Below are 23,960 nucleotides of genomic sequence, written 5' to 3'. Positions count from 1 at the left end.
GATGCGCGCGGCCGAGGCCTACCGGGCGATCGCGGACAACGTGCAGCGGGTCGTGCGCGGCAAGCCCGAGGTGGTGCGGCTCGCCGTGGCCGCGCTGCTGGCCGAGGGGCACCTGCTCATCGAGGACGTGCCCGGCCTGGGCAAGACCACGTTGGCGCGGTGCCTGGCGCGCAGCGTCGGCGGCACGTGGCACCGCATCCAGTTCACCCCCGACCTGCTGCCCGGTGACATCACCGGCGTGACCGTGTACCACCAGAAGACCGAGCGGTTCGAGTTCCACCCCGGCGGCGTGTTCGCCAACGTGGTGCTGGCCGACGAGGTCAACCGGGGCACGCCGAAGACCCAGTCGGCGCTGCTGGAGGTGATGAGCGAGCGGCGGGTCACGGTCGACTCGACGTCGCACGAGGTGCCGCACCCGTTCCTGGTGGTGGCCACCCAGAACCCGATCGAGATGGAGGGCACCTACCGGCTGCCCGAGGCCCAGCTGGACCGGTTCCTGATGCGCCTGTCCGTCGGGTACCCGGACCTGGCCGCCGAGGTGCTGGTGGTGATGAGCGACGCGGCGCGGGTCGGCCCGGACGACCTCGAACCGGTGATCGACATCCCCACGTTGAGGGAGGCGATCACCGAGGTCCGCGGCTCGCACATCGCGCCCGCGATCGTCGAGTACGCCGTGCGGCTCGCCGCGGCCACCCGGGAGCACGCCGCCGTGCGCTGGGGCGCGAGCCCGCGCGGCAGCATCGCCCTGGTGCGGGCCGGGCAGGCGCTGGCCGCGACCGAGGGCAGGCTGTTCGTCACGCCGGACGACATCAAGGCCGTGGCCGAGCCCGTGCTGTCGCACCGGTTGGTGCTCACCCCCGACGCGGAGCTGAACCAGCGCCGACCCTCCGAAGTGGTCGCGGAGGTGCTCGGCACGGTCGCGGCACCGCTCGCGGCGGGCTGACCGGTGCGGTTGACCCGGCGCGGCGTCGCCGTGCTCGTCGTGGCCCTGTTGTGCGGTGTCGGCGGTTTCGCGGCCGGCTACCCGCTGTTCCAGGCGCTGGCCGGGCTGTCGGTCGGCGCGGTGGTGGCGGCGTTCGCCGTCGCGGCCCGACGTCCGCGCGTCGACGTGCGGCGTGACGTCTACCCGGACCGGGTCGAGCGCGGCAAGCCCGCGTTGGCGCGGCTGGACGTGCGGCACGCGGGCGGCGGCTTCACCGCGCGGGACCGGTGCGGGCCGCACGTGCGCGGCGTGGTCGTGCGGACCGACGCGGTGTACCGGTACGAGCTGCCGACCACGTCGCGCGGCAAGCACACCGTCGGCCCGCTGGCGATCGAACGCGCCGACCCGCTCGGCCTGGTGCGCAACCTGGTGGACACCGGCGACACGGTGACGCTGTGGGTGCACCCGCGGCTGCACCCGGCGCGGCCGTTCACGGGCGGCTACCGGCGGCACCACCACGACGGGCCGACCACCGACCAGTCGCCGCGCGGCTCGCTGGACCTGCGCGAGGTGCGCGAGTACGTGCCCGGCGACGAGGTGCGGCTGGTGCACTGGAAGGCGACCGCGCGGACCGGGAAGCTGATGGTGCGCGACTACGCCGACCCCGACCAGCCGCGGTTCACGCTGCTGCTGGACACCCGGCACGACAAGGGTTTCGAGGAGGCCGTGGAGATCGCCGCGTCCCTGCTGCACGCGGGTGTCGTCGCCGGTCGCCACGGCCGGCTGCTGACGCCGTGCGGCGCGGATGTGACCGTGCGGGGCGGGGTGCTGGGCGCACGGCGGTTGATGGACGAGCTGTGCGTGCTGGACGTGCGTCCGGGTTCGGCGTTGCCGGCCCGGCCGCCCGGCAGCCTGGTGGTGGTGACGGCGGGTCCGCTGGACGCGATCGCGCCGCTGCGGCCGGACGTCGTGTTCTCGCTCGGAGGTCCCGGCGAGGTCGTCGGCGCGCGGGTGATCTGGGCGCCGGACGCCGAACGGGCGGTGCGCTGGTGGAACGAGGCGGTGAGGTGAGCGTGGCCGTTCGGGGGACGGTCGCCGTGCACGCGGCGGCCGCGGTGGCGGGTCTGCTGTTCGGGCCGGTGTTCGGGGTCGGCGCGTTGCTGCTGCCGGTCGGCGCGGCCGTGCTGCCCGCGCTGGGTGTGACGCTGTGGCTGCGGTCGCGTGAGGCGTGGCGCGCGGTGGCGGCGGCCGTGGCCGGGATGGCGGGGGTGCTGGTCGCCTTGCGCGCCGAGCCGTCGGCGGTGTTCGCCGGGGTGACGGAGTCGTGGCGGCTGGCCTTGCAGACGACGTGGCCGGCGCGGCCGGAGCCCGAGGTCGTCGTGTTCGTGCCGCTGCTGGTGCTGGCCGCCGCGGTGTTCGGGGTCGAGCTGCTGTTGCGGCTGCGTGCGCCGTTGGTCGCGCTCGTGCCCGCGTTGGGCGTCGTGGTGTTGAGCCAGGCCTACGCGGCGGCCGGTGGTGTGGCGGCGATCCTGGCGGCGCTGGCGTTCGCGGCGTGCGGTGTGGTGGTCGTGGCGCGGGACGTGCCGTGGGCGGCCGTCGCGCTGGGTGTCGTCGGCGCGGTGGCGCTGGGTGTGGTGTCGTCGGGTCCGGCTTGGTCGTTGCGGACGGGCGAGTCGGCGCCGCTGGCGTCCCAGCCGGTGGCCAGTCCGCTCGACCTGCTCGCGTCGCGGATGGCCGACCCGTCGACGCCGGTGTTCGAGTACGCGACGGCCGACGCGGAACCCGTCGACCGGTGGCCGATCGCGGTGCTGGACGAGTTCGACGGGGTGAGCTGGACGCCCGGCGGCGAGCTGCGGCGGACGTGGGGCTGCCGTCCGAGGTCGGCGGCTCGGTCTCCCGGTCGGCGCGGGTGGAGCTGCTGGGGTCGTTGGGCGGTCCGTGGCTGCCGAGCCAGGCGCGGCCCGCCGCGGTGGACGGGGTGGAGGCGTTGGTCGACCCGGCGCGCGGCACGTTGATGGCGAAGGACGCTTCGTCGTACACGGTGACGTGGTGGGAGCCGCGGGTCGAGCCGGAGACGTTGATGGGCAAGGCGATCGACCCGTCCGCGCCGGGCGGGTTCGCCGGCGTCGGGCAGGTGCCACCGCGGGTGGAGGCGTTGGCGAAGGGCGCGGTGCGGGGGATGCGGTCGTCGTTCCAGACCGCGTTGGCGCTGGAGCAGCACATGCGCCGCGAGTACGAGCTGGTGACGTCCGGCGACCTGCCGGTCGGGCACGGTTGGCCGCAGTTGGAGCGGTTCCTGCTGGTCGACAAGCGCGGGACGAGCGAGCAGTTCGCGGCGGCCTACGTGGCGATGGCGCGGGTGCTGGCGATCCCGGCGCGGTTGGTGGTCGGGTTCGCCGGCTCGGGTGACGAGGCGGTGGTGCGCAACGGTGACGCCATGGCGTGGCCCGAGGTGGCCGTGGACGGTGTCGGCTGGGTGGCGTTGGACCCGACGGGGTCGGCGCGGGTGTCGTCGGCCTCGGCGGGGCTGGCGGAGGTGACCGAGGAGGCGCGGGAGAAGCTGCCGCCGGTGGAGGAGCTGGCGCCGCCCGTGCTGCCGCCGTCCGGTGACGGCGACGTCGACCCGCCGGTGCGCGTGCCGTGGGCGGCGTTGCTGTGGTTGGTCGTGCTGCCGCCCGCCGGGTGGTTGGTCGGCGTGCCGCTGGTGGCCTGGGTGCGGTCGTGGCGTCGGCGGCGTTCCGGGACGGTGGCGGACGCGTGGGCCGAGGCGCGCGATCGTCTGCGCCGGCACGGGGTGGCGGTGACGTCGGCGATGACCGTGCGGGACGCCGCCGCCGCGGCGCGGCCGGTCGTGGACCCGTCGACGGTGGACGCGTTGTCGGGGCTGGCGATGGCGGTCGACGCCGCGCTGTGGTCGGGCGCGCCGGTCGACGCGCGGGCGCACGCGTGGGCCTCGGTGAAGGCGGTGCGGTCCGGGTTGGCCCGCCGTCCGGTGAAGGAGCGGTTGCGGGCGTTGTTCCGGTACTGAGCTACTTCTTGCAGACCGCGTCGCGGATGCCCTTGGGCTGGCTGGAGTAGACGTGGTCGCGGTCGGTGCCCTGCACCTCGAAGCAGTACTTGCGGCCGGGCTCGACCGGGATCTTCATGGTCTGCTCGCGCAACTGCACCGTCGCCCGGTTGGGTTGGCCGTCGGGCGCCACGATCACCACGTAGTCCAGCTCGGCCGTGCTGCGCCAGGCGAGCCGCACGTACTCGGCGGTTTCCTCGACCACTTCCAGCTCGATCCGGACCGGCGCGTTCTCGGTGGGCGAGTTCATGGTCGGCGCGGCGGGCGCGGGCGGCGGCGCGTCCTCGCCGAGCAGCAGGAAGGGCGCGGCGGCGAACAACACCAACGCGCCCGCGATGCCTGCCACCAACCCGAGCCGCCCGGTCCGCTCCGGGTCCTTCCCGGTCGGCTTGACCTCGGCCAGGGGCATCCGGACCGGCGGGGCGGGAGGAATGGCCAGGTAGGTCTCCTGCGGCGGGCTCGGCGCGGGCGGGGTGGCGGCGAGGAAACCTTCGGTCGCCGGCACGTGCGCGGTCTGGTCCGGGATCGGCTGCGGGGCGAACGGCGGTCGAGCCTCAGGCGACGCGGGCTCGGTGCCGACCTGCGGCGCGAAAGGCGGTGGAGGCGCGGGCGCTCCAACCTCGGTGCCGAACGGCGGGGTGAACGGCGCTGGGGCCGCAGGCAATCCGACTTCGGTGCCGACCGGCGGCGTGAACGGCGCTGGGGCTGCAGGCAATCCGGGCTCGGTGCCGAACGGCGACGCGAAAGGCGGTAGAGGCGCGGGCAATCCGGGCTCGGTGCCAGCCGGTGGCGGCGCGGGTGGTGTGGTGCTCGGTCGCGCGTAAGGCGATGGGCCCGGCGGCGCGGTCGGCATCGTGGTGAACGGCAGGCTCGGCGCAGTCGCCGTCGTGGTCGGGAAGTAGGCCGCGTCGGCGAAGTCGTCGAAGCCCACGCCCGCGATCGCCGCCAGCCGTGCCGCCACATCGGTCGGCCGGGAGTCCGGCTCCCTCGCCAGCAGCGCCCGGACCAGGTCGGACAGGCCCGCGGGCAGGTCGGCGCGCCCCACCTCCGGCACCGGGGCGCCCAGCACGCGCAACAGGTGTTCCTCCGCCCGCTCCCCCATCCGACCGGGGTACGGCACCTCGCCGGTGAGCGCCAGGTACAGCACCGCGCCCAGGCCGTACAGGTCGGTCCGCGCGTCACGCACCGCGTCGCGCACGGTCTCCGGAGCGGCGAAGTCCACCGGCGGGTCGGTCGGGAACGCGCGCCGCGCCACCAGCCCGCCGTCGGCCAGCACCGGCTCGCCGGACGCCCGGAACAGCACGTTGGTCGCGGTGACGCCGCCGTGCACCAGTCCGGCGGCGTGCGCGGCGCTCAACGCCTCCGCCAGCACCTGCCCCAGGTCCAGCACCTCGGCCACCGGCAACGCGCCCTCGTGCCGCACCCGCGCCGCCAGCGAGTACCGGCACAGCTCGGAGCACACCGCGGTCACGCCGTCCGCCAGCTCCTCCACGCCCCGCACGACCGGGGTGAACGGCACCCGCCGCCACTTGCCGATCTCCCGCTCCAGCGCGGCACGCGTGCGTCGGTCCAGCGCCGTCGGGAAGGCCTTGTACGCGGTCCCGGCGCCCGCGTACACCGTCGCCACCGGGCCGCTGCCCAGTGGCACTAGGTGGTTGCCTTGAGGATTGGCCATCGCGGTGCTCATTGTCCCCACGGTGCCGCAGCGCGTCCAGCCGCCCCGCGCCGTGTCCGGTAGCTGCCGCACGACCACCACTGGCGACGCCGGCGGTCCATCGTGACGCGCATGAACACCACAGGGCTGGTGCGGGTGACGATCGCCGCACCGCATCGGCGCATCGACCTGGCGCTGCCCGAGCACTCGTCGGTCGCCGAAGTGCTGCCGGGGCTGCTGAAGCACGCGGGCGAGCCTCCGGCCGACGACGGCTGGCTGCTGCGCAAACCCGATGGCGCACCATTGGAACTCGGTCGCACGTTCGCCGCGCACCGCGTGCGCGACGGCGAGGTACTGCACCTGGCGCACCGCCGCACGGAGTGGCCGGAGCTGGAGTACGACGACCTGGTCGACGTGATCGCGTCCGGTCTCGGCCGGACGTGGGGCCCTCGGCACACCCGGCGGGCCGGTCTGCTCGCGGGCGCGCTGCTGGTGCTGCTCGGCGTCGTGCCGTTGGCGGCGTTGGGGTCGCCGTGGTGGCCGTGGGGTCTGGCCGCGGTGCTGGTGGCGGCGGGTGTGGCGTGCGCGCGTGCGTTCGGTGACGCGGGGGCGGGCGCGGTCGTGGCGGCGTCGGCGTTGCCGTACGCGGGGCTCGGCGGTGTGCTGTTCGTCGGCGCGGGACCGGGCGTCGGCGCGCCGCACGTGCTGTCGGCGTGCGCGGCGGTGCTGGTGGTGTCGGTGCTCGCGGTGATCGGGGTGGCGGAGAAGGCGGTGTGGTTCACCGGCGCGATCACGGCGGCGCTGCTCGGCGCGGGCGGCGCGTGGTTGGCGGCGGACGTGCTGACCGGCGTCGAAGCGGCCGCGGTGGTCGCGGGTGCGGCGCTGGTGTTCTCGCCGCTGTGCGCGCCGTTGGCGATCCGGCTCGGCCGGGTGCCGTTGCCGACGTTGCCGCGCACGCCCGCCGACCTGCTCGCCGACCCGCCGCGACCGGCACGTGCGGCGGTGCGCGAGGCAGTGGTGCGGGCCGACGGCCTGCTGACCGGGATGCTCGCGGGCTGCGCGGTCGTGGTGGCGGCGTGCGCGGTCCTGCTGATGCGCGGCGACGTGTGGGCGACGGTGCTGCTGGGCGTGCTCGGGGTGGGGCTGCTGCTGCGCGCCCGCCTGTACCCGGCGGTGCGGCAACGCGGTCCGCTGCTCGGCGCCGGCATCGCGGTGCTGGCGGTCCTGCCGACGGGGCCCGCGGTGATCGGGATCGGGGCGCTGGTGGTCGTGGTGGGGCTGGCCAGGGTGAAGCGGAACGCGCGGCTGTCGCGGTACGCGGAGCTGCTGGAGGTCGTCGTGGTGATCGCGGTGGTGCCGGTGGTGTGCGCGGTGCTCGGCCTGTACGGGCACCTGCGCGGGTTGGGGGGCTGAGCCGTGGCGTCGAACCGGGATCAGGTGCAGGCGCAGCAGTTCCTGCTGCAACGGGTGGTGTCGGCGCTGGTCACCGGCGAGAGCGATCCCGAGCAGCCGCCGTTCCGCCGGTCGGTGGTGGCGGCGTTCGCGAGCATCGCGATCGCGGTCGTCGTGCTGGCGGGGTTCGGGGTGTACGGGATGGTGTCGCCGGGCGGCAGCACGGCGTGGCGCGGCGAGTTCGTGGTGGTGGAGGAGGAGACCGGCGCGCGGCACGTGTACCTGGACGGTCGGCTGCACCCGGTGGCGAACTACGTGTCGGCGTTGCTGGTGCTGGGCAAGCACGCGGAGACGCGCACGGTGTCGCGCGCGTCGTTGACCGGTGTGCCGCGCGGTCCGCGGATCGGGATCGAGGACGCGCCCGACTCCCTGCCCGACCCGGCGCGGCTGCTCGGGGGCGGCTGGACGATGTGCTCCCAGCCGCGGCCGGACGTCACCGGCGCGACGGTCAACGACTCGGTGCTCGTCGTCGGCGGTGACGTGCCGGGCGGGCGGTCGTTGGCGTCGGAAGCGCTGCTGGTGGAGGTGCCGGACACCGGTGACCAGTACCTGCTGTGGCGTGGTTTCCGGCACCGGATCCGGGAGGCGGACGCGGTGGCGGTGGGTCTGGCGCTGCGGTCGGAGCCGCGGGCGCGGGTCGGTTCGGCGTTGGTCGACGTGCTGCCGGCGGGTGACCCGATCGCGCCGATCGCGCTGCCGGACACCGGGGCGACGTCCACGGCGGCGCCGGGCGCGCGGATCGGCCAGCTGCTGGTTGTCGAGACGTCCGGTGGCGAGGTGCAGCACTACCTGGCCGAGGCGGAGGTGCTGCGGCCGATCTCGGAGTTGCAGTACGACGTCCAACGCGCCTTCCCGCCGACCGCGCAGGCCTACGACGGCGGCCAGCCGGTCGGCCTCCCGCTGGGTCTGGTGGTGGCGGGCCAGGCGCGGCAGGGGCCGCCGGTGGCGACCGGACCGGGCAAGCCGCCCACCTCGCGCCCGGAGTTCGCCGCGGTGGACGGTTCGGCGCTGTGCGCGGCGTTCGACGGCGCGGGCTCGCCGCCCACCCTGGTGGTGGACCCGGACCTGCCGGCGCCGGACCCCCTGATGACCGCCACCGCCCGGCGCACCGAGACGGGAACGCCGCTCGCCGACCGCGTCGTGGTGCCGCCGGGCCGTGCGGCGGTGGTCGAGGTGATGCCGGGCCCCGACGCTCCGATCGGCACGGTGGCGCTGGTGACCGACCAAGGTCGGGCGCACGCGTTGGCCAGCCGTGAGCTGCTGGAAGTGCTGGGGTACAAGGACATCACGCCGGTCCGGCTGCCGGTGAGCCTGGTCTCCCGCGTGCCGCACGGCTCCCCTCTCGACCCGGCCACCGCCCTCCGCCGAACCTGAACACCGGTGGCCTGCCGCAAGTCGAAGCGGCGGGCCACCGGCGATTCGTACGTCCACCGAACGACAAGACACCGCACCGCCCGTCGCTCGTGCCGACGGGCGGTGCGGTGCGTCGCAGTTCAGCGGCCGGTCAGGGGTGACCTCGGTTCCTCCGTCTGCCACAGTTCCTCGTCCAACGCCTCCGCCTCGGCGGTCCGCCGCCGGTCGGTGCGCGTGGGCAGCACGCCGCCCGGGTTCGCCCTCCCCCGCAACGCATCGGGAACTCCAGGCGTGCCGACGCGCTGACGCCCCTTGCCCACAGCCGGACGTTGGGCCTCCCCCGGCTTCGGCTTGCCGGAACCGGACTGCGCCGCGCCCGACATCGGCGGCACCATCGGCGGCACGCCACCACCACGCGTCGCGGGCGACGACGTCGACCCCGCGCCCACGGCAGGCAGCACGGGTGGCGGCGGCGGAGTCAGGGCGGCGGCCGAGAGCGTGCCCGGCTTCGCGGCCCGGGGGATCATCGGCACGCCGGACTGGCCGGTCAATCCCGCCCCTCCGATGCCCCGCCCGCCGACACCACGTGCCGACAACGCCGTCGTCACACCCGGCGTGCCGACGGCCGGCGCGACGGGCAGCTGCGGCAACGCCGTGGCCGGACGGGCCGGCGGCAGGTCGACGGGCGGCGGCAGGGTCGGCAGCTTCGGCGGAGCCGCCGCGCCACCGGCCAGGGCCGGACCACCGGTGGGACCACCGGCCGCAGGACCACCGGCGGCCCCACCCGCCGCACCACCTGCCGCAGCACCGGCAGGGCCACCGGCCGGACCGCCCGCGGGTCCACCGGCCGGACCGCCCGCCGGACCGCCACCGGGCCCACCGCCCGCCGCCTCAGAACCGCCGCCACCACCTGCCGACGTGACGCCCGCGCCCTGCCCGGCCGCCTCGACGGCGCTCGTCGCCGCCGTGAAGAACCCGGCCAGCACCTGCATCCGCGCCGCCGCCCGCCGCTGCAACTCCGCGAACTGCCCCTCGACGGACCCGGCGCCACCCGAGTTGGCGGCGGCCATCAGCTGCTTCTGCGTCGCCAGGCACAGCTCGATGTACTCCATCGCCTCCGGGATGTCCTTGGCGAGGTCGTCCAGCGCCTTCCACGGCTGCGCCGAGTCGATCCGCGCGACCCACTCGGCCATCCCGCGCTCCGCCTTGGACGCCCGCGCCGCGAACAGGTCACCGGCCTGGTCCGTCCACTGCGGAGCCAACACGTCGATCTCACGGCGCAGCGACTCACGGGACAACTCGAGCTCGTCCCGCGCCTCCTGCCACATCCGGCTCGCCTGCCGCAGCCGCGGGACGTGGCTGACCTCCTTGCGCACCATGTCGGCCATCTGCTGCAGCGTCATCCCCGCGTAGCTCATGACATCCCCGCCAACTCGCCGCCGGGCCCACGACGGGCGTTGCGGGACAGGCGGGCCGCCTCGGCGAACACGGGCGCGGGCCCGAGCGGCGCGGTCTCGCCCGCCCGGACCAGGGACTGCGCCCCGGCGCCGTCCGCACGCAGGTAGTCGTCGGCGCAGGCCACCGCGATCTCCTGGCACCGCGCCAACTCCTGGTCGACGGCCGTCAGGTACGTGGTCAGCGCGGTGGTCGACGCCTCGTCGGCCGCCTGGAACGGCGGGCACTCCAGCACACCGCCGCCGCACCCGCCCGGCGCGGCGTGCGGCGCCACTCTCCCCAGGTCCAACGGCCGTGGCCGGAACGCGGCCATGTACTCGGTCATCCCCTTGATCACTGATCGCTCCCTCGGTCCGGATCTGCCACTTGCACCAGCGACGGCGCGCGCCGCCGGTCGACCAGCCGGCCGCGCCCCGGTGGCAGCGGCTCGGGCTTGAGGCCGCCGAGCAGCGGCCCCTCGTTGCGGTCGCCGGACAACATCAGGCCCGGCGAGCCCACGTCGCGCAGCCTGGCGACGAACGTCTCGAACAGCGCGCGCCCCGCGCCACCGGTCCGCCGCGTCAGCACGACGTGCAGCCCGATGTCACGCCCTTGCGGCAGGTACGGCAGCAACGCGAGCAACGGGTTGTCCATGCCGGTCGCGACCAGGTCGTAGTCGTCTACCAGGACGAACAGCTCGGGTCCGGTCCACCAGTTCCGCGCGCGCAACCGCTCCGCCGTCACGTCGGGGCCCGGCAGCCGCGCCGCCATCGCCCGCGCCGCCTCCGACATCAGGTGCGCGGTGGTGGAGGTGTCCCCGCCGTAGCCGAGCAGGTGCGAGTCCGGGACGTCGCCGACCAGGCCGCGCCGGTGGTCGACCACCAGCAGCCTGGCCTGCGCGGGCGTGCGGTTGGCCACGATCCGCCTGGCCAGCAGCCGCAGGAACGACGTCTTGCCGGACTCCGCGTCGCCCAGCACCAGGAAGTGCGCGTCGGCCGCGAAGTCGAGGTGCACCGGCCCCAGGTCGTGCTCGGCGACCCCGATCGCGAACCGCAGGTCCGAGTCGACCGCGGGCAGGTCGGCCGCCGCGACCCGGCTCGGCAGCAGCCGCACCCTCGGCGCGGGCGCGCCCGTCCAGGCCCGGGCCACCGCGTCCACCAGCTCGCCGAGCGCGGGCGTCGCGCTGTCCACATCGGACTGCCCGTCGAGCCGCGGCAACGCCACCAGCAGGTGGTGCTTGTCCGGCGTGATGCCGCGGCCGGGCGAGCCCTCCGGGACCGCCGCCGCGCTCCGCCGGTCGACCACGCTGTCCAGCGGGTCGCCCAGCCGCAGCTCCAACCGGCTGCCGAAGAGATCCCGGATCCCCGGCCGCAGGTCGAACGGCCGCGCGCACGTGCCCACCACGTGCACCCCGAACGACAAGCCGCGCGTCGCGATGTCGGAGACCACGTCCTCCAGGTCCTCGAACTCCTTGCGCAGCGTCTGCCAGCCGTCGATCACCAGGAACACGTCGCCGTGCGGCTCGTCGGCGAACCGGCCCTCGCGGCGCAGCGCCCGGAACCCGGCGATGCCGTCGACCTCGTGCTCGGCGAACAGCCGCTCCCGCCGCTCCAGCACCGCCGCCACCTCGGCCACGGTCCGCCGCACGGCGCCCGCCTGCTGCCGGCCGGCCACCCCGCCGACGTGCGGCAGCCCGCGCAACGCGCCCAGCAGCCCGCCGCCGAAGTCCAGGCAGTAGAACTGCACCTCCGCCGGCGTGTGCGTCAGCGCCAGGCTCGCCACCACGGTCCGCAACGCCGTGCTGCGCCCGCTGCGCGGACCGCCGACCACCAGCACGTGCCCGGCCGCGCCGGACAGGTCGAGCTCCAGCAGGTCGCGCCGCTGCTCGAACGGCCGGTCCACCAGGCCGATCACCGCGCGCAGCCCACCGTTGCGCCGCGCGTCGACCGGGCACAGCCCGCGCACGGCGTCCGCGTCGAGCGCGCCCAGCAGCTCGTCCAAAGTGGACGAGCGGTCCAGCGGTGGCAGCCACACCTGGTGCGCGGGCGTGCCGCGGCCGGCCAACCGGTCGACCAGGATGTCCAGCAGGCTCTCGCCCACCGCGTCCTCGTCGACCGGGTCCACCACGGGCACGGCGGGCGGCGCCACGTAGTCGGTGGTGAACGGCGCCATCCCCGGCACCTCCACCGAACCCGGCGCGCCACCCGACCCGGGCCTGCGGTGCACGCCGGACACGTACGCCGACCGGAAGCGCACCATCGGCTCCGTGCCGAACTTCAGGAAACCGTGGCCGGGCGCGCGGGGCAGGCTGAACGCGTCCGTGACACCCAGCACGGTCCGGCTCTCCAGCTCCGAGAACGTGCGCAACCCGATCCGGTACGACAGGTGCGTGTCCAGCCCGCGCAACCGGCCTTCCTCCAGCCGTTGGCTGGCCAGCAGCAGGTGCACGCCCAGCGACCGGCCCAACCGCCCGATCTGCACGAAGATGTCCACGAAGTCGGGCTTGGCCGACAGCAGCTCGCTGAACTCGTCGCACACCACCAGCAGCGTCGGCACCTCGGGCAGCGGTGCGCCCGCCGCACGTGCCCGGTCGTAGTCGCGCAGCGAGGCGAAGTTGCCCGCCGCGCGCAGCAGTTCCTGGCGGCGCACCAGCTCGCCGTTCACCGCGTCGGCCATCCGGTCGACCAGCGGCAGCTCGTCGACCAGGTTGGTGATCACCGCGCTGGTGTGCGGCAACCGGTCCAGGGTCGCGAACGTCGCGCCGCCCTTGAAGTCGATCAACGCGAAGTTCAGCGACTCGGGCGGGTGGGTCAGCGCCAGCCCCAGCACCAGGGTGCGCAGCAGCTCGCTCTTGCCCGACCCGGTCGCGCCGATGAGCAGGCCGTGCGGCCCCATGCCGTCCTGCGCGGACTCCTTGAGGTCCAGCTCGACCGGCGTGCCGTCCTCGCGGATGCCGAACAGGATGCGCAGCCGGTCCCGGTTGGGCCGCGGCTGCCAGTTCTCCCCCGGCTCGTAGGAGTACACCTCGCCGAGGTCCAGCAGGTCCTCCAGGCCGGTGTCGCCGGACAGCGGCTGCTCGCCCGCGCTGCCCGCGGTCAGCCGCAACGGGGCCAGCTCCCGGGCCAGCGCCTCGGCGGTGGGCAGGTCGAGCACGTCGGCACGGCCCAGCTCGACGACGCCCTCCACCGTCCGGGCGCTCAGCACACCGTCCGCGGCGACCTCCAACACCAACGCGGCCCGCTCCGGCACGCGCGGCAACGGCGACGACAGGTCCAGCACGGTCACGCCCTCGACACCGCCGCCGGTCATCAGGTGGTCCGAGCCCGCGACCGCGCCGCCGTCCAGCACCACCACCAGGTGCGGCCCGGCCGTGGCCCGCGGTGCGTCGGGGTCGAACCGGGGCCGGTCGGCGAGCAGGTCGTCCAGCAACGCCTCCAGCGCGACCACGCCGGACGTGACGAGCCGCACCGGTCCGACCGCGTCGGTGCGGTCGGGGTGCAGGGCGTGCGGCAGCCACTTGACCCACTCCCACACCGGCCGCCGCACGTCGTTCGCGCACACCGCCACCCGCACGTCGTCCGGCGCCTGCAACACCGCCAACTGCGCCAGCACCGCCCGTGCCAGCGCCACCGCGCGTTCCCGGTCGCCGCCGACGTGGATCACGCCGAACCCGGCCAACGCCAGCGCCAGCGGCAGGTCGGCCACCGTCGCGTAGGTGGTCAGGAACCGCCGCAAAGCCGAGGCGGACAACGGTTCCAGCCGCTCCAGCGGCACGGTGTCCGGCGGCACGAGGTCGAGGGCCGGGCTCTGCGGGCCGAGTCCGACGCGCACGACGGCGAAGTCCGCGTCGGACCGGCGCCTCTCCCACCGCCGGTCGCCCGCGGCGAGCGACAGCAGCGCGTCCGGCTCGGGGTGCAGGTGGGCCAACGCGTCGCGCTGGCGGCGGATCGACCGCGTGACGCGCACCCGGTGCTGCGCCAACTGCCGCAGGTAGGACCGCCTGGCCTGCGCCATCTCCCGCTTGCTCGGACCGCTGTTGTTCAGCAACGACACCAGCACCATCGCCAGCATCGCCACACCGAAGAGGCCGAACACGACGAACCGCAGCGCGCCGGTCGTGCCGCCGCCGAACACCAGCAGCATCGCCGCCATGATCGCCACCATCGGCAGCACCACGACCAGTTGCGTCCACGCGCGGGCGGCGGGCTGGGGCAGCTCGGGCGGCGCCTCCAGCACCAGCTCGCCGGACGGCATCTCCGGCGCGGGCCTGCGTTGAGGCCTCGTCACCACCACGGTCGCCACGCCGGCTCACCCCTTCCTCGGTGTCGGGACCGATCGTGGTGCCGCGCGGGCGGTCGGCGGGCGGTGGTGGCAGGAACGTGCCGCGTGCCGCCGGTCGCGCGGTCCGCGCGGTTCGCTGGGCAGCGCCGACCGGCAAACCAGCGAAAGGAGAACCGGAGTGCAGGACCAACTTCACGGCGTTACCGAGACACTGGAGCGCGCCGCCGCGATGGCGTCGACCGTGTCCGGTGACATCGAAGGGCACAAGGCGTCGCTGCGTCCCACCGTGGACGCGCTCAAGGGCGCGTGGGAGGGCACCGCGCGGCCCGCGTTCGACTCCGCGCACGCCCAGTGGGAGGCGGGCATCGCCCGGCTCACCACCGCGCTCAACAGCCTCGGCGAGAACACCAGGTTCTCCTCGAACACCTACCTCAACGCCGACCAGGCCTCGGCGTCCGGGCTGAACGCCGTGCAGGGCGCGAGCCCGTTCGGCGGCGCGCTCGGCTGACCGCCGAGCCGGGCCAAGGGGAGACACCGGACAAGGGAGGAACGACATGCTCATCAAGGGCAACTTCGCCCAGCTCGAAGGGCTGGCCGCGCAGATCGCCTCGACGGTCGCGAAGGTCGAGCAGGAGATGGACACCTGGCGCACCACCGCGGGCGCCACGTCCGCGGACTGGCTCGACCAGGCCGGTGGCCAGTTCGGCGAGATCAGCGCCGCGTGGCACCAGGTGTCGACCGCGCAGCAGGCCATGCTGCAGGCGCTGCGGGGCGGGGTGGACAAGGCCAACGCCGAACTCCAGCAGGCGCTCGGCTCGGCCGTGGCACGGGTCGGCAGCACGGGGATCTGAGCGGCACGCGAGCAGGCCCCGACGCTCACCGGCGTCGGGGCCTTTCGGTGTCTCGACTCCGCGGCGGCCCGCTCTCGGCGGCTCAACCCTCGGCTTCCCCGGCTCTCACCGGCTCGACTCCCGGCCTCCCGGGCTTTTCAGCGGCTCAACTTCTCGGCTTCGTCGCCTCACCGGGGGAACAGGAACACCTGGTCCGGCACCTCGGCCGGCGGCGCCCCCTCGGGCAGCGGGTCGAGCCGGGTCGGCGTCCACCGCCGACGGCGGCCGTTGACCAGCACGAACGCGAGCACGCCCGCGGCGAGCACCACCGCGACGGCGAGCACGACGTGCCCGCGCGCGTCCGCCGCCGCCGCACGCCACCAGGCCCGTTCCCGTGCCGCCTCGGGGTCCTCGACCGGCTTGACCACCACCGGCACGACCTCCGGCTTCGCCGCCGCCAACCCGTCGGTGACCGCGCGGTACGGGTTCACCACGCCGACGCCGTACGCGGCGGCCTCACCGCGACCCGGGCTCGCCGTGGCCAGCAGCCTGCGCGCGACCTCCGGCGCGGTCAGCTCCGGCCACGCCGCCCGCACCAGCGCGGCCGTGCCCGCGACGAACGGCGCCGCGAAGCTCGTGCCCTGCCAGTACGCGTGCCCGCCCGCCCTGGTCGCGCCGGCCACCTCCTTGCCCGGCGCGACCAGGTCGACGTAGTCACCGAGCTGGGAGCCGGCCATCCGGTCGCCCGCGATGTCGATCGCGCCGACGCCGAGCACACCGTCGTACGCGGCGGGGAACGACGCCAGCCGGGGGCCGCCGTCCTGCTGCCGGTTGCCCGCGGCGGCCACCACGAGCACGTCCTTGGCCACGGCGTGCGCCACGGCGTCCCGCACGTACTGGTTGTCCTCCTGCCCGGACATCGACAGGTTGATCACCTTCGCGCCCTGGTCGGCGGCGTACCAGATGCCGCGCGCCAGCACGACGGGGTCGAGCGCGTTCACCGCGCCCGTGTCGTCCAGGTCCCGGTCCGCGACCCGCACCGGCAGCACCCGAGCGCCGGGCGCGACACCGTGGAAGCCGACGCCCGGCGCCGGGTCGGCGGCGACGATGCTCGCCACCGCGGTGCCGTGCGAACCGCAGTCGAAGTCGCCGGGCAGGTCGCCGACCAGGTAGAAGTCCTCGCCGCGCGCCACCTTCCCGGCCGCGCTCAGCTGCGGGTGGTCGCGGTCGACCCCGGTGTCCACGACCGCGACGAGCACGCCGGCGCCGGTGCTGTGCGGCCACGCCCGCGTCACGTCGAGCGCCTGCTGCGCCCACGGCAGCTCCTTGATCGGCGGGCGCGCGGGCTCGGGGTCGCGGCAGGCGCCCGGCGGCGGCGCGGCGTGGGCGTCCGGTGTGGACAGCGCCACGAGCGCGACGGCCGCGAGCGCGGTGCTGAGTCGTCTCACGGGCCCATCGTCGGCACTGCGCGCGTGGTCCCGTTCCGCGGTGGCCGGAAGCGGTCACGGTGGCGTCAGGAACCCTCGCGCGGGTCGCCCGTCCCCTCGCACGGCACGCTGTCCTCGCCGTACCGGGTGGTGTAGCCCTCGGTGATGTACTCCTCGGTGGAGCGCAACGACCCGTCCGACACGCTGATCACGCCCGCGAACGGCCGGTCGACGTCCCGGATGAGCATCAGGCAGAGGGTGAACAGCACGGTCAGCACGACCAGCGTGGTGATCTCCACCCCGCGCCGGTGGGCGGGCAGGTTGAACGCGAACGCCGCCACGGTGACCGCGAGCGACAGCACCATGAACCAGTAGAGGATCTCCGGGATCGCCGGCGCCGACTGCGCGATGCGCTCCATACGCGCCTCGGAACGCCGCTCGTCCGCGTTGACCAGCGTCTCGAACAGGGGGTCCGCCGCGCCGAGCTCCCTGAGCACCTCGCGGAACCGGGCGCTCCAGATGCTCGGCACGGGCGAGAGACCGGTGCCCTGCTCCATGTAGGACCACTCGTGCGTCAGCACGGCGCGGGTGTAGCAGACCGTCGCGCCCTGCAACGTCCGCGCCGCGGGCTCCGGCGCGAACTCGGCGAACTCGAAGAGGTGCTCCACCACGACGGCCTCGGACCGCACCGCCTCGTCCGCCGCGCTGTAGGACTCGGCGGCCACCACCATCACGAACGCCAGGAGCAGCACGGCCAGCGTCTCCATCGGGCTGGTCAGGTCGCTGTTCGTGATCGGCTCGCCGCCCGGCTCGAGGTGGCGGCGCCGCTTCAGCAGCCAGTTGAAGAACAGCCCCAGGGCCAGGGCGCCGACCGCGACCGCGATGGTGGTGAGCACCGGTCCAGAGGTAGACGGCGCGGTCGGGGTCCACAACTCGAACGACCACAAGCACCCGTCCAGGTGCCGGGCGCGTCAGGTAACGAGCGGATTCCGAAACGGTGACCGCACGCGTGACCGGGGGTTGTGATGCAGCTCATGAACACGCATGCTGACGGCCGGTTGGGAGCGCTCCCAGCGTTCCGTGAGGAGCAGTCGAGTGAACATCGGACCGAGACGGCGGCGCGTCGGGTTGACCCTGGCCGCGACCGCGGTGTGCGCGTTGATCGGCGCGAGTGGCGCCGGAGCGGAGGAGACGGTGGCGGCTTCGGGACCGCCGCACCTGCCCAAGGGCACGTCGTTCTACGTCGAACCGGACGGCAACGCCGCGCGGCAGGCCGAGCAGTGGCGTGCCGAGGGGCGCGAGGCCGACGCCGGGCTGATGTCGGCCCTGGCCGCGCAGCCGACCGCGATCTGGTTCACCACGGCGGGCGCCGAGCAGGTGCGGGAGAACGTGCGGGACGTCGTGCGCGCGGCACGGGCGAAGGACCAGGTGCCGGTGCTCGTCGCGTACTTCGTGCCCTACCGGGACTGCTCGCAGTGGTCCGCGGGCGGCGCGCGCAGCGAGCAGGAGTACAAGGAGTGGATCGACGCCTTCGCCGACGGCATCGGTGACGAGAAGGCGGTCGTGGTCGTCGAGCCGGACGGCCTGGCGCTGCTGACCAGCGAGCCGTGGTGCACGATCGGGCCGGACGAGGAGCTGGTGCCGCAGCGGTTCCGCGAGATCAACCACGCGGTGGACGCGCTCAAGCGCGGCAAGCACACCCGCGTCTACCTCGACGCCGGGCACTCCGCGTGGCAGGCGCTCAACGACTACGACGCGGGCTACGGCGAGCCGCGGCAGCAGTTGGGCATCGTCAACCGCCTGCTCCAGGGCGGCATCACGCGGGCGGACGGGTTCGCGCTCAACACCTCGAACTACCGCTTCACCGAGGACCTGGTCCAGTACGGCACGCGCATCTCCAAGTGCCTCTACCTGCGCACGGAGCAGGGCGCGACCAGCTGCCCGGCCGACGACGTGCTGGACGCGCTGCCGGTGCGCAAGTCGAAGATGACGCACTTCGTGCTGGACACCAGCCGCAACGGCCTCGGCCACTACACGCCGGGCGAGGGCGAGACCGACTGGTGCAACCCGCCGGGCCGCGGCCTCGGCGAACGCCCCACGGCGGACACCGGCATCCCGCTGGTGGACGCGTTCCTGTGGATCAAGCGCCCCGGTGAGTCGGACGGCGAGTGCCAGGGCGGCCCGGCCGCCGGCCGCTGGTGGCCCGAGCAGGCGCTGGAACTGGCGCGGCTGGCCTCACCGCCGCTGCGCTGACGCGTGACGTCGGGGCCGCCGGCCGCTGGTGGCCCCGACGTCAGCGGTGCTCGGCGAACGCCGACCCGTCGTACAGCGCCGTCGGCAGGTAGTCGGAGGTCACCGTGATCGCGGTGCCCGCGTCGTGCGCGACGGCCGTGAGCGCGAGCGGGCCGAGCGCCAGGTAGCCGGCCGGGGAGGCGGCGCGGTCGCCGGTCGCCGTCCAGTAGGCCCGGTGGTGGCGCAGCGCCTGGGCCAGCGCGTCGTTGAACTGCTCGTCGGAGTGGTCGACCAGGAAGTAGTGGAACAGCCGCTGCTGCGGGTAGCGGATGCGCGCGGCGGCCTCGCGCGCGGCCGGGTCGGCGAACTCCGCCGGGTCGCCGTGGCCGACCGCGGAGTTCAGCTCGCGGTCCGCGCCGCTCTCCAGGCGGAAGAACAGCTGCAGCATCCGCACCATGTGCAGCAGGTAGTGCGGTTCCGCCGCGCCGGAGGCCTTCAGCAGCTCGACCGGCACGGCGGTGTGCCGTTCCACCGCGTCCGGGTCCCGCGCCAGGACCGCGAGCCACATCGTGGTCAGCCACGTCTCCGCCGTCGCGTACCGCACCGGCCCGGTGCCGCGCAGCGCGACGACCTCGCCGCCGAGCCGGCACGGCACCTCGGCGCCGGGCGACGCGTCCGCGACGGCGAAGACCGCCGCGCCGACGTCCAGCGCGAACACCAGGCTGTCCCAGGCTTCCCGGCTGGTGCCGCCCGGGTCGAGCACGCACCGGTGGCCGAGCCGGCGCAGGGCGTGCAGGAACAGCGGGCTCAACGTGTCCGGGTCGCGGGCCGCCCGGTCGACGCGCGCCCCGATGTCCCCGTCGAGCCCGGCCAGGAGTTCGGCCGACCTCCCGGTGACCGTGTCGTGCCGGCTGACCTCGACCATGGCGGCACCTCTCCGTGCGTCCACCTCCCATCCCACCAGGGATCGCCCGGCCGGGTAACCGCCGCGGGCCCGAACCGGCGCCGACGCTGCGGGTAGCCTGTTCGGGTACGGCAGTCGACGGCGGACCAGGGGTGACCGTGTTCAGCGTGCCCGAGGCGCGAGAAGAGCTGGCCAGGCTCCTGCCGGTGCTCACCGAGATCGTCGAGGTCCGGGCCGACGCCGCCGAGCTGGCCGCCTCGCTCGACGGCGGCGGACCCACCGACCTCGGCGGCCTGCCCGAGCTGAAGGCGGCACAGGCCCGGCTGGACGACCTCATGACCACGGTGCAGTCGACCGGCGCCGAGCTGAAGGGCTTCGCGCCCCTGCTGGTCGACTTCCCGTCCGACCTCGACGGCGTGCCCGTGCTGCTGTGCTGGCTCGAAGGCGACCAAGGCCTCGACTGGTACCACCGCACGGACCTCGGCTTCGCCGGCCGCCGCCCCCTGCCGTGACGACCCCCAGCCGCCACGGCCGGCGCCTCAGCCGTCGGCCGAGATCCACCCGGTGGTCGGCCCGCCGCTGACCTGGCGGGCGCCCTCGAAGTTGAGGGCCGCGTACCGGATGGACGTGTTCTCCGGCATGTCGAAGTCCACGTCCAGGCACGTGCCGACGCCGCTGCCCGGCCCGGTGTGGTGCTTGTAGGCCCACTCGGTGTCGTGGCTGCCCTGGTACCGCGCCGCGGGGTGGTGCCCGTCGGCTTCGACGTCGCACACGTACAGGTGCTCCCCGGTCGGGTTGAAGCACACCATCGCGCCGAGGTCGTACGACCGCGTCTCGTCGGCGCAGTCCGGCGGCCACGCCACGATCCGCTGCGCCGTGAACTCCCCCTGCGCGGACGCCGTGACACCCGGCAGCAGCATCGCCGACACCGCCGCCACCGGCAGCAGCAGGCGCGAAACGACTCTGTTCACCTGAACCTCCCCCTGACTCCGGACCCCGGTGGGCCGGTTCCGGTGACTGTGCCGACCACCGCTATCCGGGCGGCATCCGAGCGCGATGCAGGTCGGAGGGCAGCCGCAACGCGCGGTCGTCCAGCCCCAGCTCGTCGAGGATCCCGGCGCACTCCCGCCGGTGCGCCGCCGCGCCGTCCGGGTCGGCGAAGGCCAGCCGCGCCAACGTCCGCGCCACGTCGAGCCGCGCGCCCACCTCCCGCCAGATCGCCAACGACCGACGCAGCGCATCGGCCGCCGGCCCGCCCCGGCGCAGCTCCAGCTCGCCCACCGTGCCGAGCGTCCGGGCGACCTCGTCCCGCACGCCGAACTCCTCGTGCGCCCGCAGCACGCGGTCCAGCCGTTCGGCGGCCCGGTCCCACTCGCCCCGGTGCAGCCACACCCTGGCCAGGTCGTGCCCGACGCGAGCCGACCCCAGCTCGTCACCGAGGTCGCCGAGGAGCCCCGCCGCCTCGGTCAGCCACCGTTCCGCCTCCCCGTCCCGCCCGACGGCCAGCAGCACGTCGGCGCCGAGCACGAGCAGCTGCGCCCTGTTCCGCGCCACCTCGTCCGGGTCGGCCAGCAGCCGCTCCACCACCGGCACGGCCTGCGCGGAGAACCCCGCCTCGTGCCGGGTGCGGGCCAACGACAACGCCATCCACCGCGCCAACGCGGTCGGCGTGCCCGCGTCACAGGCGTCCACCGCCTCCTCGTACCACCGCGCCGCCTCGGCGAGCCGCCCAACGCCCTGCGCCGCCCACCCCGCGTTGCCCAGCGCGCCCACGATCCCGTGCGCGTCACCGAGCTTGCGCGCCACCGCCAGTCCTTCCGCCGCCAACGCGGGCAACTCCTCGAACCGGGCGCGTTGAGCGGCCAACCCGAACAGGCTCAGCAGCAGCCGCACCGACTGCCGGTCCACACCGTGCGCGCGAGTGGACGCGACCGCGGCACGCAGGATCCGCTCCCGTTCCACGTCGTAGGTCCGCAGGGCGAGGAACCCCACCATCCGCAGCGCCAACCCGCCGGCGACCTCCGCGAGCCCGAGCCGGACCGCCTGCTCGACGCACGCGGAGAGCGCGCCCAACTCCACCTCGAACCACTCCCGCGGCGCGGCGGCGATCGGCCCGGCCACGTCGTCCGGGGCGAGCGGCAGACCGAGCCCGACCGCGCCCTGCAACCCGTGCCCGAGCCGCTCGTCCGCGACACCGGCCCGGCCGAGCCACCCGGACAGCACCCGGCCGAGCGCCGCGTCGCGCTCCTCCGGCGGCTCCTCGTCGGCGGCGCGTTCGGCGGCGAAGTCGTGCACCAGCCCGTGCAACCGGTACCGCTCCTGCCCGACCCGGTCTCGGCCCAGCACCTCGACCAGGTGCACGTCCGCCAACGTCTCCAGCGGCCGGTCCACGTCACCACCTACCAGCGCGCCCGCCACCCACGCGGGCCACTCGGGCGTCGCCGACAGGCCGAGCCTGCGCAGCAGCAGCCGGGCGGGCGGGTCGAGCAGGCGGTAGCTGGTCGCGATCACCGCCCGCACGTCCAAGTCGCCCAACGACAACTCGTCCAGCCTGCGCCGTTCCTCGGCCAACCGGTCCCGGAAGTCCGCGACCCGCCACGTCGGGTGCACCGCGAGCCGCCCGGCGGCCACGGAGATCGCCAGCGGCAGGTTGCCGCACAGCGCCGCGATCCCGCCCGCCGCCTCGGGCTCGGCCGCGATCCGCTCCGCTCCCGCAACCCGGGACAGCAACTCCAACGAGTCCTCGGCCGCCAACGCGGGCACCGTCCACCGCGCCGCCCCGACCAACGCACCGAGCTGGTGGCGTGAGGTGACCACGGTCGCGCACGACGACCCGCCCGGCAGCAGCGGACGCACCTGCGCCTCGGTCGCCACGTCGTCCAACACCACCAGCACCGCCCGGTCGGCGAGCGTGCTGCGGTACAGGGCGACCCGCTCCTCCGGGTCCTCCGGCACCGCCGCACCGTCCACGCCGAGAGCGCGCAGGAACCGTCCCACCACGACGTGCGGATCTATCCGATCCCGGTGCGAACCGCGCAACGTGGCGAACAACTGACCGTCCGGAAACCTCTCGACCACGTGGTGCGCCACCGCAACGGCCAACGCCGTCTTACCGACCCCTCCCGGACCGACCAGCACCGCGACCCCCGGCCCGTCCGCCCGCAGCGCCGCCACGATCTCCGCGTGCGACTTGCCACGCCCGGCCAACGCAACCATCTCTGGCGGCAACTGGCGCGGCACCACCACCGGCACGACCCGACGCAACGCGGGCACCTCACCACGCAGGATCCGCTGCTCCAACTCCCGCAACGCCGCCCCCGGCGTCACACCGAGATCGTCGTCCAGCTTCCGGTACGCCTCCCGGTACACCTCCAAAGCCTCGGCCTGCCTGCCGACCGCCACCAGCGCCACCATCCGCGTCTCGTACAGCCGTTCCCGATACGGGTGCTCGACAACCAGCGGCACCACCTCCGCCAACACCTCGTCGTACCGCCCCAACGCGAGCCGCGCGGCCAACCGCCCTTCTTGCGCCGCAAGCCTCTCCTCGTGCAGCGCCGCCCGAATCACCCCAGCGTGCTCCTCATCCACGTCCGCCAACGCCGGCCCCCGCCACAACGCCACCGCCGCCCCGAACGCCTCCTCCGCCACCGCGTGCTCCCCCACCTCCGCCGCCCGCCTCCCGCGCTCGGCCAACGCCCGGAACTCCACCAGATCCACCTCAACCGCCCGCGTCGTGAGCTGATACCCCGTGGGCCGCGTGACGATCACCCCGTCGCCCACCTTCCCCCTGAGCCTGCTCACCAAGTTGTGCAACTGCGCCCGCGCCGACCGCGGCGGCTTCACCCACAACGCCCCGATCAACCTCTCCGCCGGCGTCACCCGATCCGCGTTCAACAACAACACCGCCAACACATACCGCTCCCGCACACCACCAACCGGCATGGCGTCACCCCCACGCCACACCACCACCGGCCCCAACACCCCGATTCGCACCACCCCGGTATACCGCAGCCAACCCACCCCAGACCCGGCCGGAAGCGGCCCCTGTCCGGTAGCGGAAACCACCCATCGCCACCGGACCACCACCCGACAACCCATCGCCCACCAATACAAATGGCCGCGCACTCGCGCCCCGCAGACGACCGCGTGCCACCTCGACCCCCCGGCGAGATGACCTGTCTCGAACCACCAGCACAGACAGCCAACCCGACACCTCTAACAACCCTCTAACCAACCCAATGAGCCCCACCACCCCGCCTCACCCAACAGCCGCACAACGGACCCGGCGCACCCACCGGGACCCTCACCCAACCGCGGAACAACGGACCCGCAACCTCCCCACCTAGGCCCGATTTGACATGGGTTCGGGTGCTTTAGGCTGGTCGAAGCCGGCAGGCCTGGCGG

Annotated in this window: 19 protein-coding genes; 10 read left to right on the top strand and 9 right to left on the bottom strand. The window is 74.7% G+C overall.

The window, feature by feature from the left end; translation table 11 throughout:
* Window position 1 precedes the first annotated feature (1 nt).
* The 4 genes from ADK67_RS34250 to ADK67_RS34235 are packed head-to-tail and all read left to right on the top strand — an operon-like array spanning window position 2 to window position 3,950.
* Complete coding sequence (locus ADK67_RS34250; RefSeq protein WP_053720707.1) at window positions 2–943, top strand: AAA family ATPase; 942 nt, start codon at window positions 2–4, stop codon at window positions 941–943.
* Between the two features lie 3 nt (window positions 944–946).
* The gene (locus ADK67_RS34245; RefSeq protein WP_053720706.1) at window positions 947–1,993 is read left to right on the top strand and encodes a DUF58 domain-containing protein; all 1,047 of its coding nucleotides are present in this window, start codon (window positions 947–949) and stop codon (window positions 1,991–1,993) included.
* Entirely contained in the window at window positions 1,990–2,937 is a 948-nt protein-coding gene (locus ADK67_RS52885; protein ID WP_197289755.1) for a hypothetical protein, read from the top strand. The genes ADK67_RS34245 and ADK67_RS52885 overlap by 4 nt, the downstream gene beginning before the upstream one ends.
* Window positions 2,832–3,950, top strand: a complete 1,119-nt coding sequence (locus tag ADK67_RS34235; RefSeq protein WP_053720704.1) for a transglutaminase-like domain-containing protein — start codon at window positions 2,832–2,834, stop codon at window positions 3,948–3,950. The genes ADK67_RS52885 and ADK67_RS34235 overlap by 106 nt, the downstream gene beginning before the upstream one ends.
* A 1-nt stretch (window position 3,951) precedes the next feature.
* Here ADK67_RS34235 and ADK67_RS34230 read toward each other — a convergent pair whose 3' ends face one another.
* A complete protein-coding gene (locus ADK67_RS34230) occupies window positions 3,952–5,676 on the bottom strand; it encodes a serine/threonine protein kinase (protein WP_197289754.1) in 1,725 nt (574 codons plus the stop codon).
* A 99-nt stretch (window positions 5,677–5,775) separates the two neighbouring features.
* Between ADK67_RS34230 and eccD the strand changes: the two genes are divergently transcribed.
* Both eccD and eccB read left to right on the top strand, forming a co-directional pair.
* Window positions 5,776–7,056, top strand: coding sequence for a type VII secretion integral membrane protein EccD (gene eccD / locus ADK67_RS34225; protein WP_053720702.1), 1,281 nt, complete (start codon window positions 5,776–5,778; stop codon window positions 7,054–7,056).
* A gap of 3 nt (window positions 7,057–7,059) precedes the next feature.
* Complete coding sequence (gene eccB, locus ADK67_RS34220) at window positions 7,060–8,469, top strand: type VII secretion protein EccB (RefSeq protein ID WP_053720701.1); 1,410 nt, start codon at window positions 7,060–7,062, stop codon at window positions 8,467–8,469.
* A 119-nt stretch (window positions 8,470–8,588) separates the two neighbouring features.
* On the opposite strand, the gene ADK67_RS34215 is transcribed toward eccB, so the two are convergent.
* Genes ADK67_RS34215 through eccCa form a run of 3 tightly spaced genes read right to left on the bottom strand, consistent with a single transcriptional unit; the run spans window position 8,589 to window position 14,184 of the window.
* On the bottom strand, window positions 8,589–9,866 hold the full coding sequence (locus ADK67_RS34215) for a hypothetical protein (protein ID WP_053720700.1): 1,278 nt from the start codon (window positions 9,864–9,866) through the stop codon (window positions 8,589–8,591).
* Window positions 9,863–10,240: a hypothetical protein gene (locus tag ADK67_RS34210; protein WP_053720699.1), complete on the bottom strand. Its 378-nt coding sequence runs from the start codon at window positions 10,238–10,240 to the stop codon at window positions 9,863–9,865. Before ADK67_RS34210 ends, ADK67_RS34215 begins: the two co-directional genes overlap by 4 nt.
* Window positions 10,237–14,184, bottom strand: a complete 3,948-nt coding sequence (eccCa, locus tag ADK67_RS34205) for a type VII secretion protein EccCa (protein ID WP_053720698.1) — start codon at window positions 14,182–14,184, stop codon at window positions 10,237–10,239. The genes ADK67_RS34210 and eccCa overlap by 4 nt, the downstream gene beginning before the upstream one ends.
* Window positions 14,185–14,341: 157 nt before the next feature.
* On the opposite strand from eccCa, the gene ADK67_RS34200 reads away from it, so the two are divergent.
* Together ADK67_RS34200 and ADK67_RS34195 are read left to right on the top strand one after the other, a co-directional pair.
* On the top strand, window positions 14,342–14,671 hold the full coding sequence (locus tag ADK67_RS34200; protein WP_053720697.1) for a WXG100 family type VII secretion target: 330 nt from the start codon (window positions 14,342–14,344) through the stop codon (window positions 14,669–14,671).
* Between the two features lie 46 nt (window positions 14,672–14,717).
* Window positions 14,718–15,014 (top strand): WXG100 family type VII secretion target, encoded by a 297-nt coding sequence (locus ADK67_RS34195; protein ID WP_053720696.1) that lies wholly within the window; start codon window positions 14,718–14,720, stop codon window positions 15,012–15,014.
* Window positions 15,015–15,181: 167 nt separating this feature from the next.
* Here the strand turns inward: ADK67_RS34195 and mycP are convergent, their stop codons facing one another.
* Both mycP and ADK67_RS34185 read right to left on the bottom strand, forming a co-directional pair.
* Window positions 15,182–16,441, bottom strand: a complete 1,260-nt coding sequence (gene mycP / locus ADK67_RS34190) for a type VII secretion-associated serine protease mycosin (RefSeq protein WP_053720695.1) — start codon at window positions 16,439–16,441, stop codon at window positions 15,182–15,184.
* Window positions 16,442–16,506: 65 nt separating this feature from the next.
* The gene (locus tag ADK67_RS34185) at window positions 16,507–17,316 is read right to left on the bottom strand and encodes a bestrophin-like domain (RefSeq protein ID WP_053720694.1); all 810 of its coding nucleotides are present in this window, start codon (window positions 17,314–17,316) and stop codon (window positions 16,507–16,509) included.
* Between the two features lie 199 nt (window positions 17,317–17,515).
* Between ADK67_RS34185 and ADK67_RS34180 the strand changes: the two genes are divergently transcribed.
* The gene (locus tag ADK67_RS34180; RefSeq protein WP_053720693.1) at window positions 17,516–18,673 is read left to right on the top strand and encodes a glycoside hydrolase family 6 protein; all 1,158 of its coding nucleotides are present in this window, start codon (window positions 17,516–17,518) and stop codon (window positions 18,671–18,673) included.
* Between the two features lie 40 nt (window positions 18,674–18,713).
* Here ADK67_RS34180 and ADK67_RS34175 read toward each other — a convergent pair whose 3' ends face one another.
* Window positions 18,714–19,577, bottom strand: coding sequence for an immunity 49 family protein (locus tag ADK67_RS34175; RefSeq protein WP_053720692.1), 864 nt, complete (start codon window positions 19,575–19,577; stop codon window positions 18,714–18,716).
* A 131-nt stretch (window positions 19,578–19,708) separates the two neighbouring features.
* Between ADK67_RS34175 and ADK67_RS34170 the strand changes: the two genes are divergently transcribed.
* Window positions 19,709–20,068, top strand: coding sequence for a DUF2203 domain-containing protein (locus ADK67_RS34170; protein WP_053720691.1), 360 nt, complete (start codon window positions 19,709–19,711; stop codon window positions 20,066–20,068).
* Window positions 20,069–20,095: 27 nt separating this feature from the next.
* On the opposite strand, the gene ADK67_RS34165 is transcribed toward ADK67_RS34170, so the two are convergent.
* Together ADK67_RS34165 and ADK67_RS34160 are read right to left on the bottom strand one after the other, a co-directional pair.
* Window positions 20,096–20,527, bottom strand: a complete 432-nt coding sequence (locus ADK67_RS34165; RefSeq protein WP_053720690.1) for a hypothetical protein — start codon at window positions 20,525–20,527, stop codon at window positions 20,096–20,098.
* Between the two features lie 61 nt (window positions 20,528–20,588).
* Window positions 20,589–23,549, bottom strand: a complete 2,961-nt coding sequence (locus ADK67_RS34160; protein ID WP_197289753.1) for an AfsR/SARP family transcriptional regulator — start codon at window positions 23,547–23,549, stop codon at window positions 20,589–20,591.
* Between the last annotated feature and the right edge of the window lie 411 nt (window positions 23,550–23,960).

Origin of the sequence: Saccharothrix sp. NRRL B-16348 (genome assembly GCF_001280085.1) — a bacterium.
GTDB lineage: Bacteria > Actinomycetota > Actinomycetes > Mycobacteriales > Pseudonocardiaceae > Actinosynnema.
Note: the sequence above shows the minus strand (reverse complement) of the source record. Positions and strands in the feature narration are given on the sequence as shown.

Bases quoted from the DNA above. Each gene is read 5' to 3' on its own strand.
- ADK67_RS34215 (WP_053720700.1), bottom strand. From the start codon at position 9,866: ATGAGCTACGCGGGGATGACGCTGCAGCAGATGGCCGACATGGTGCGC.
- ADK67_RS34230 (WP_197289754.1), bottom strand. From the start codon at position 5,676: ATGAGCACCGCGATGGCCAATCCTCAAGGCAACCACCTAGTGCCACTG.
- ADK67_RS34195 (WP_053720696.1), top strand. From the start codon at position 14,718: ATGCTCATCAAGGGCAACTTCGCCCAGCTCGAAGGGCTGGCCGCGCAG.
- ADK67_RS34250 (WP_053720707.1), top strand. From the start codon at position 2: ATGCGCGCGGCCGAGGCCTACCGGGCGATCGCGGACAACGTGCAGCGG.
- eccD (WP_053720702.1), top strand. From the start codon at position 5,776: ATGAACACCACAGGGCTGGTGCGGGTGACGATCGCCGCACCGCATCGG.
- ADK67_RS34175 (WP_053720692.1), bottom strand. From the start codon at position 19,577: ATGGTCGAGGTCAGCCGGCACGACACGGTCACCGGGAGGTCGGCCGAA.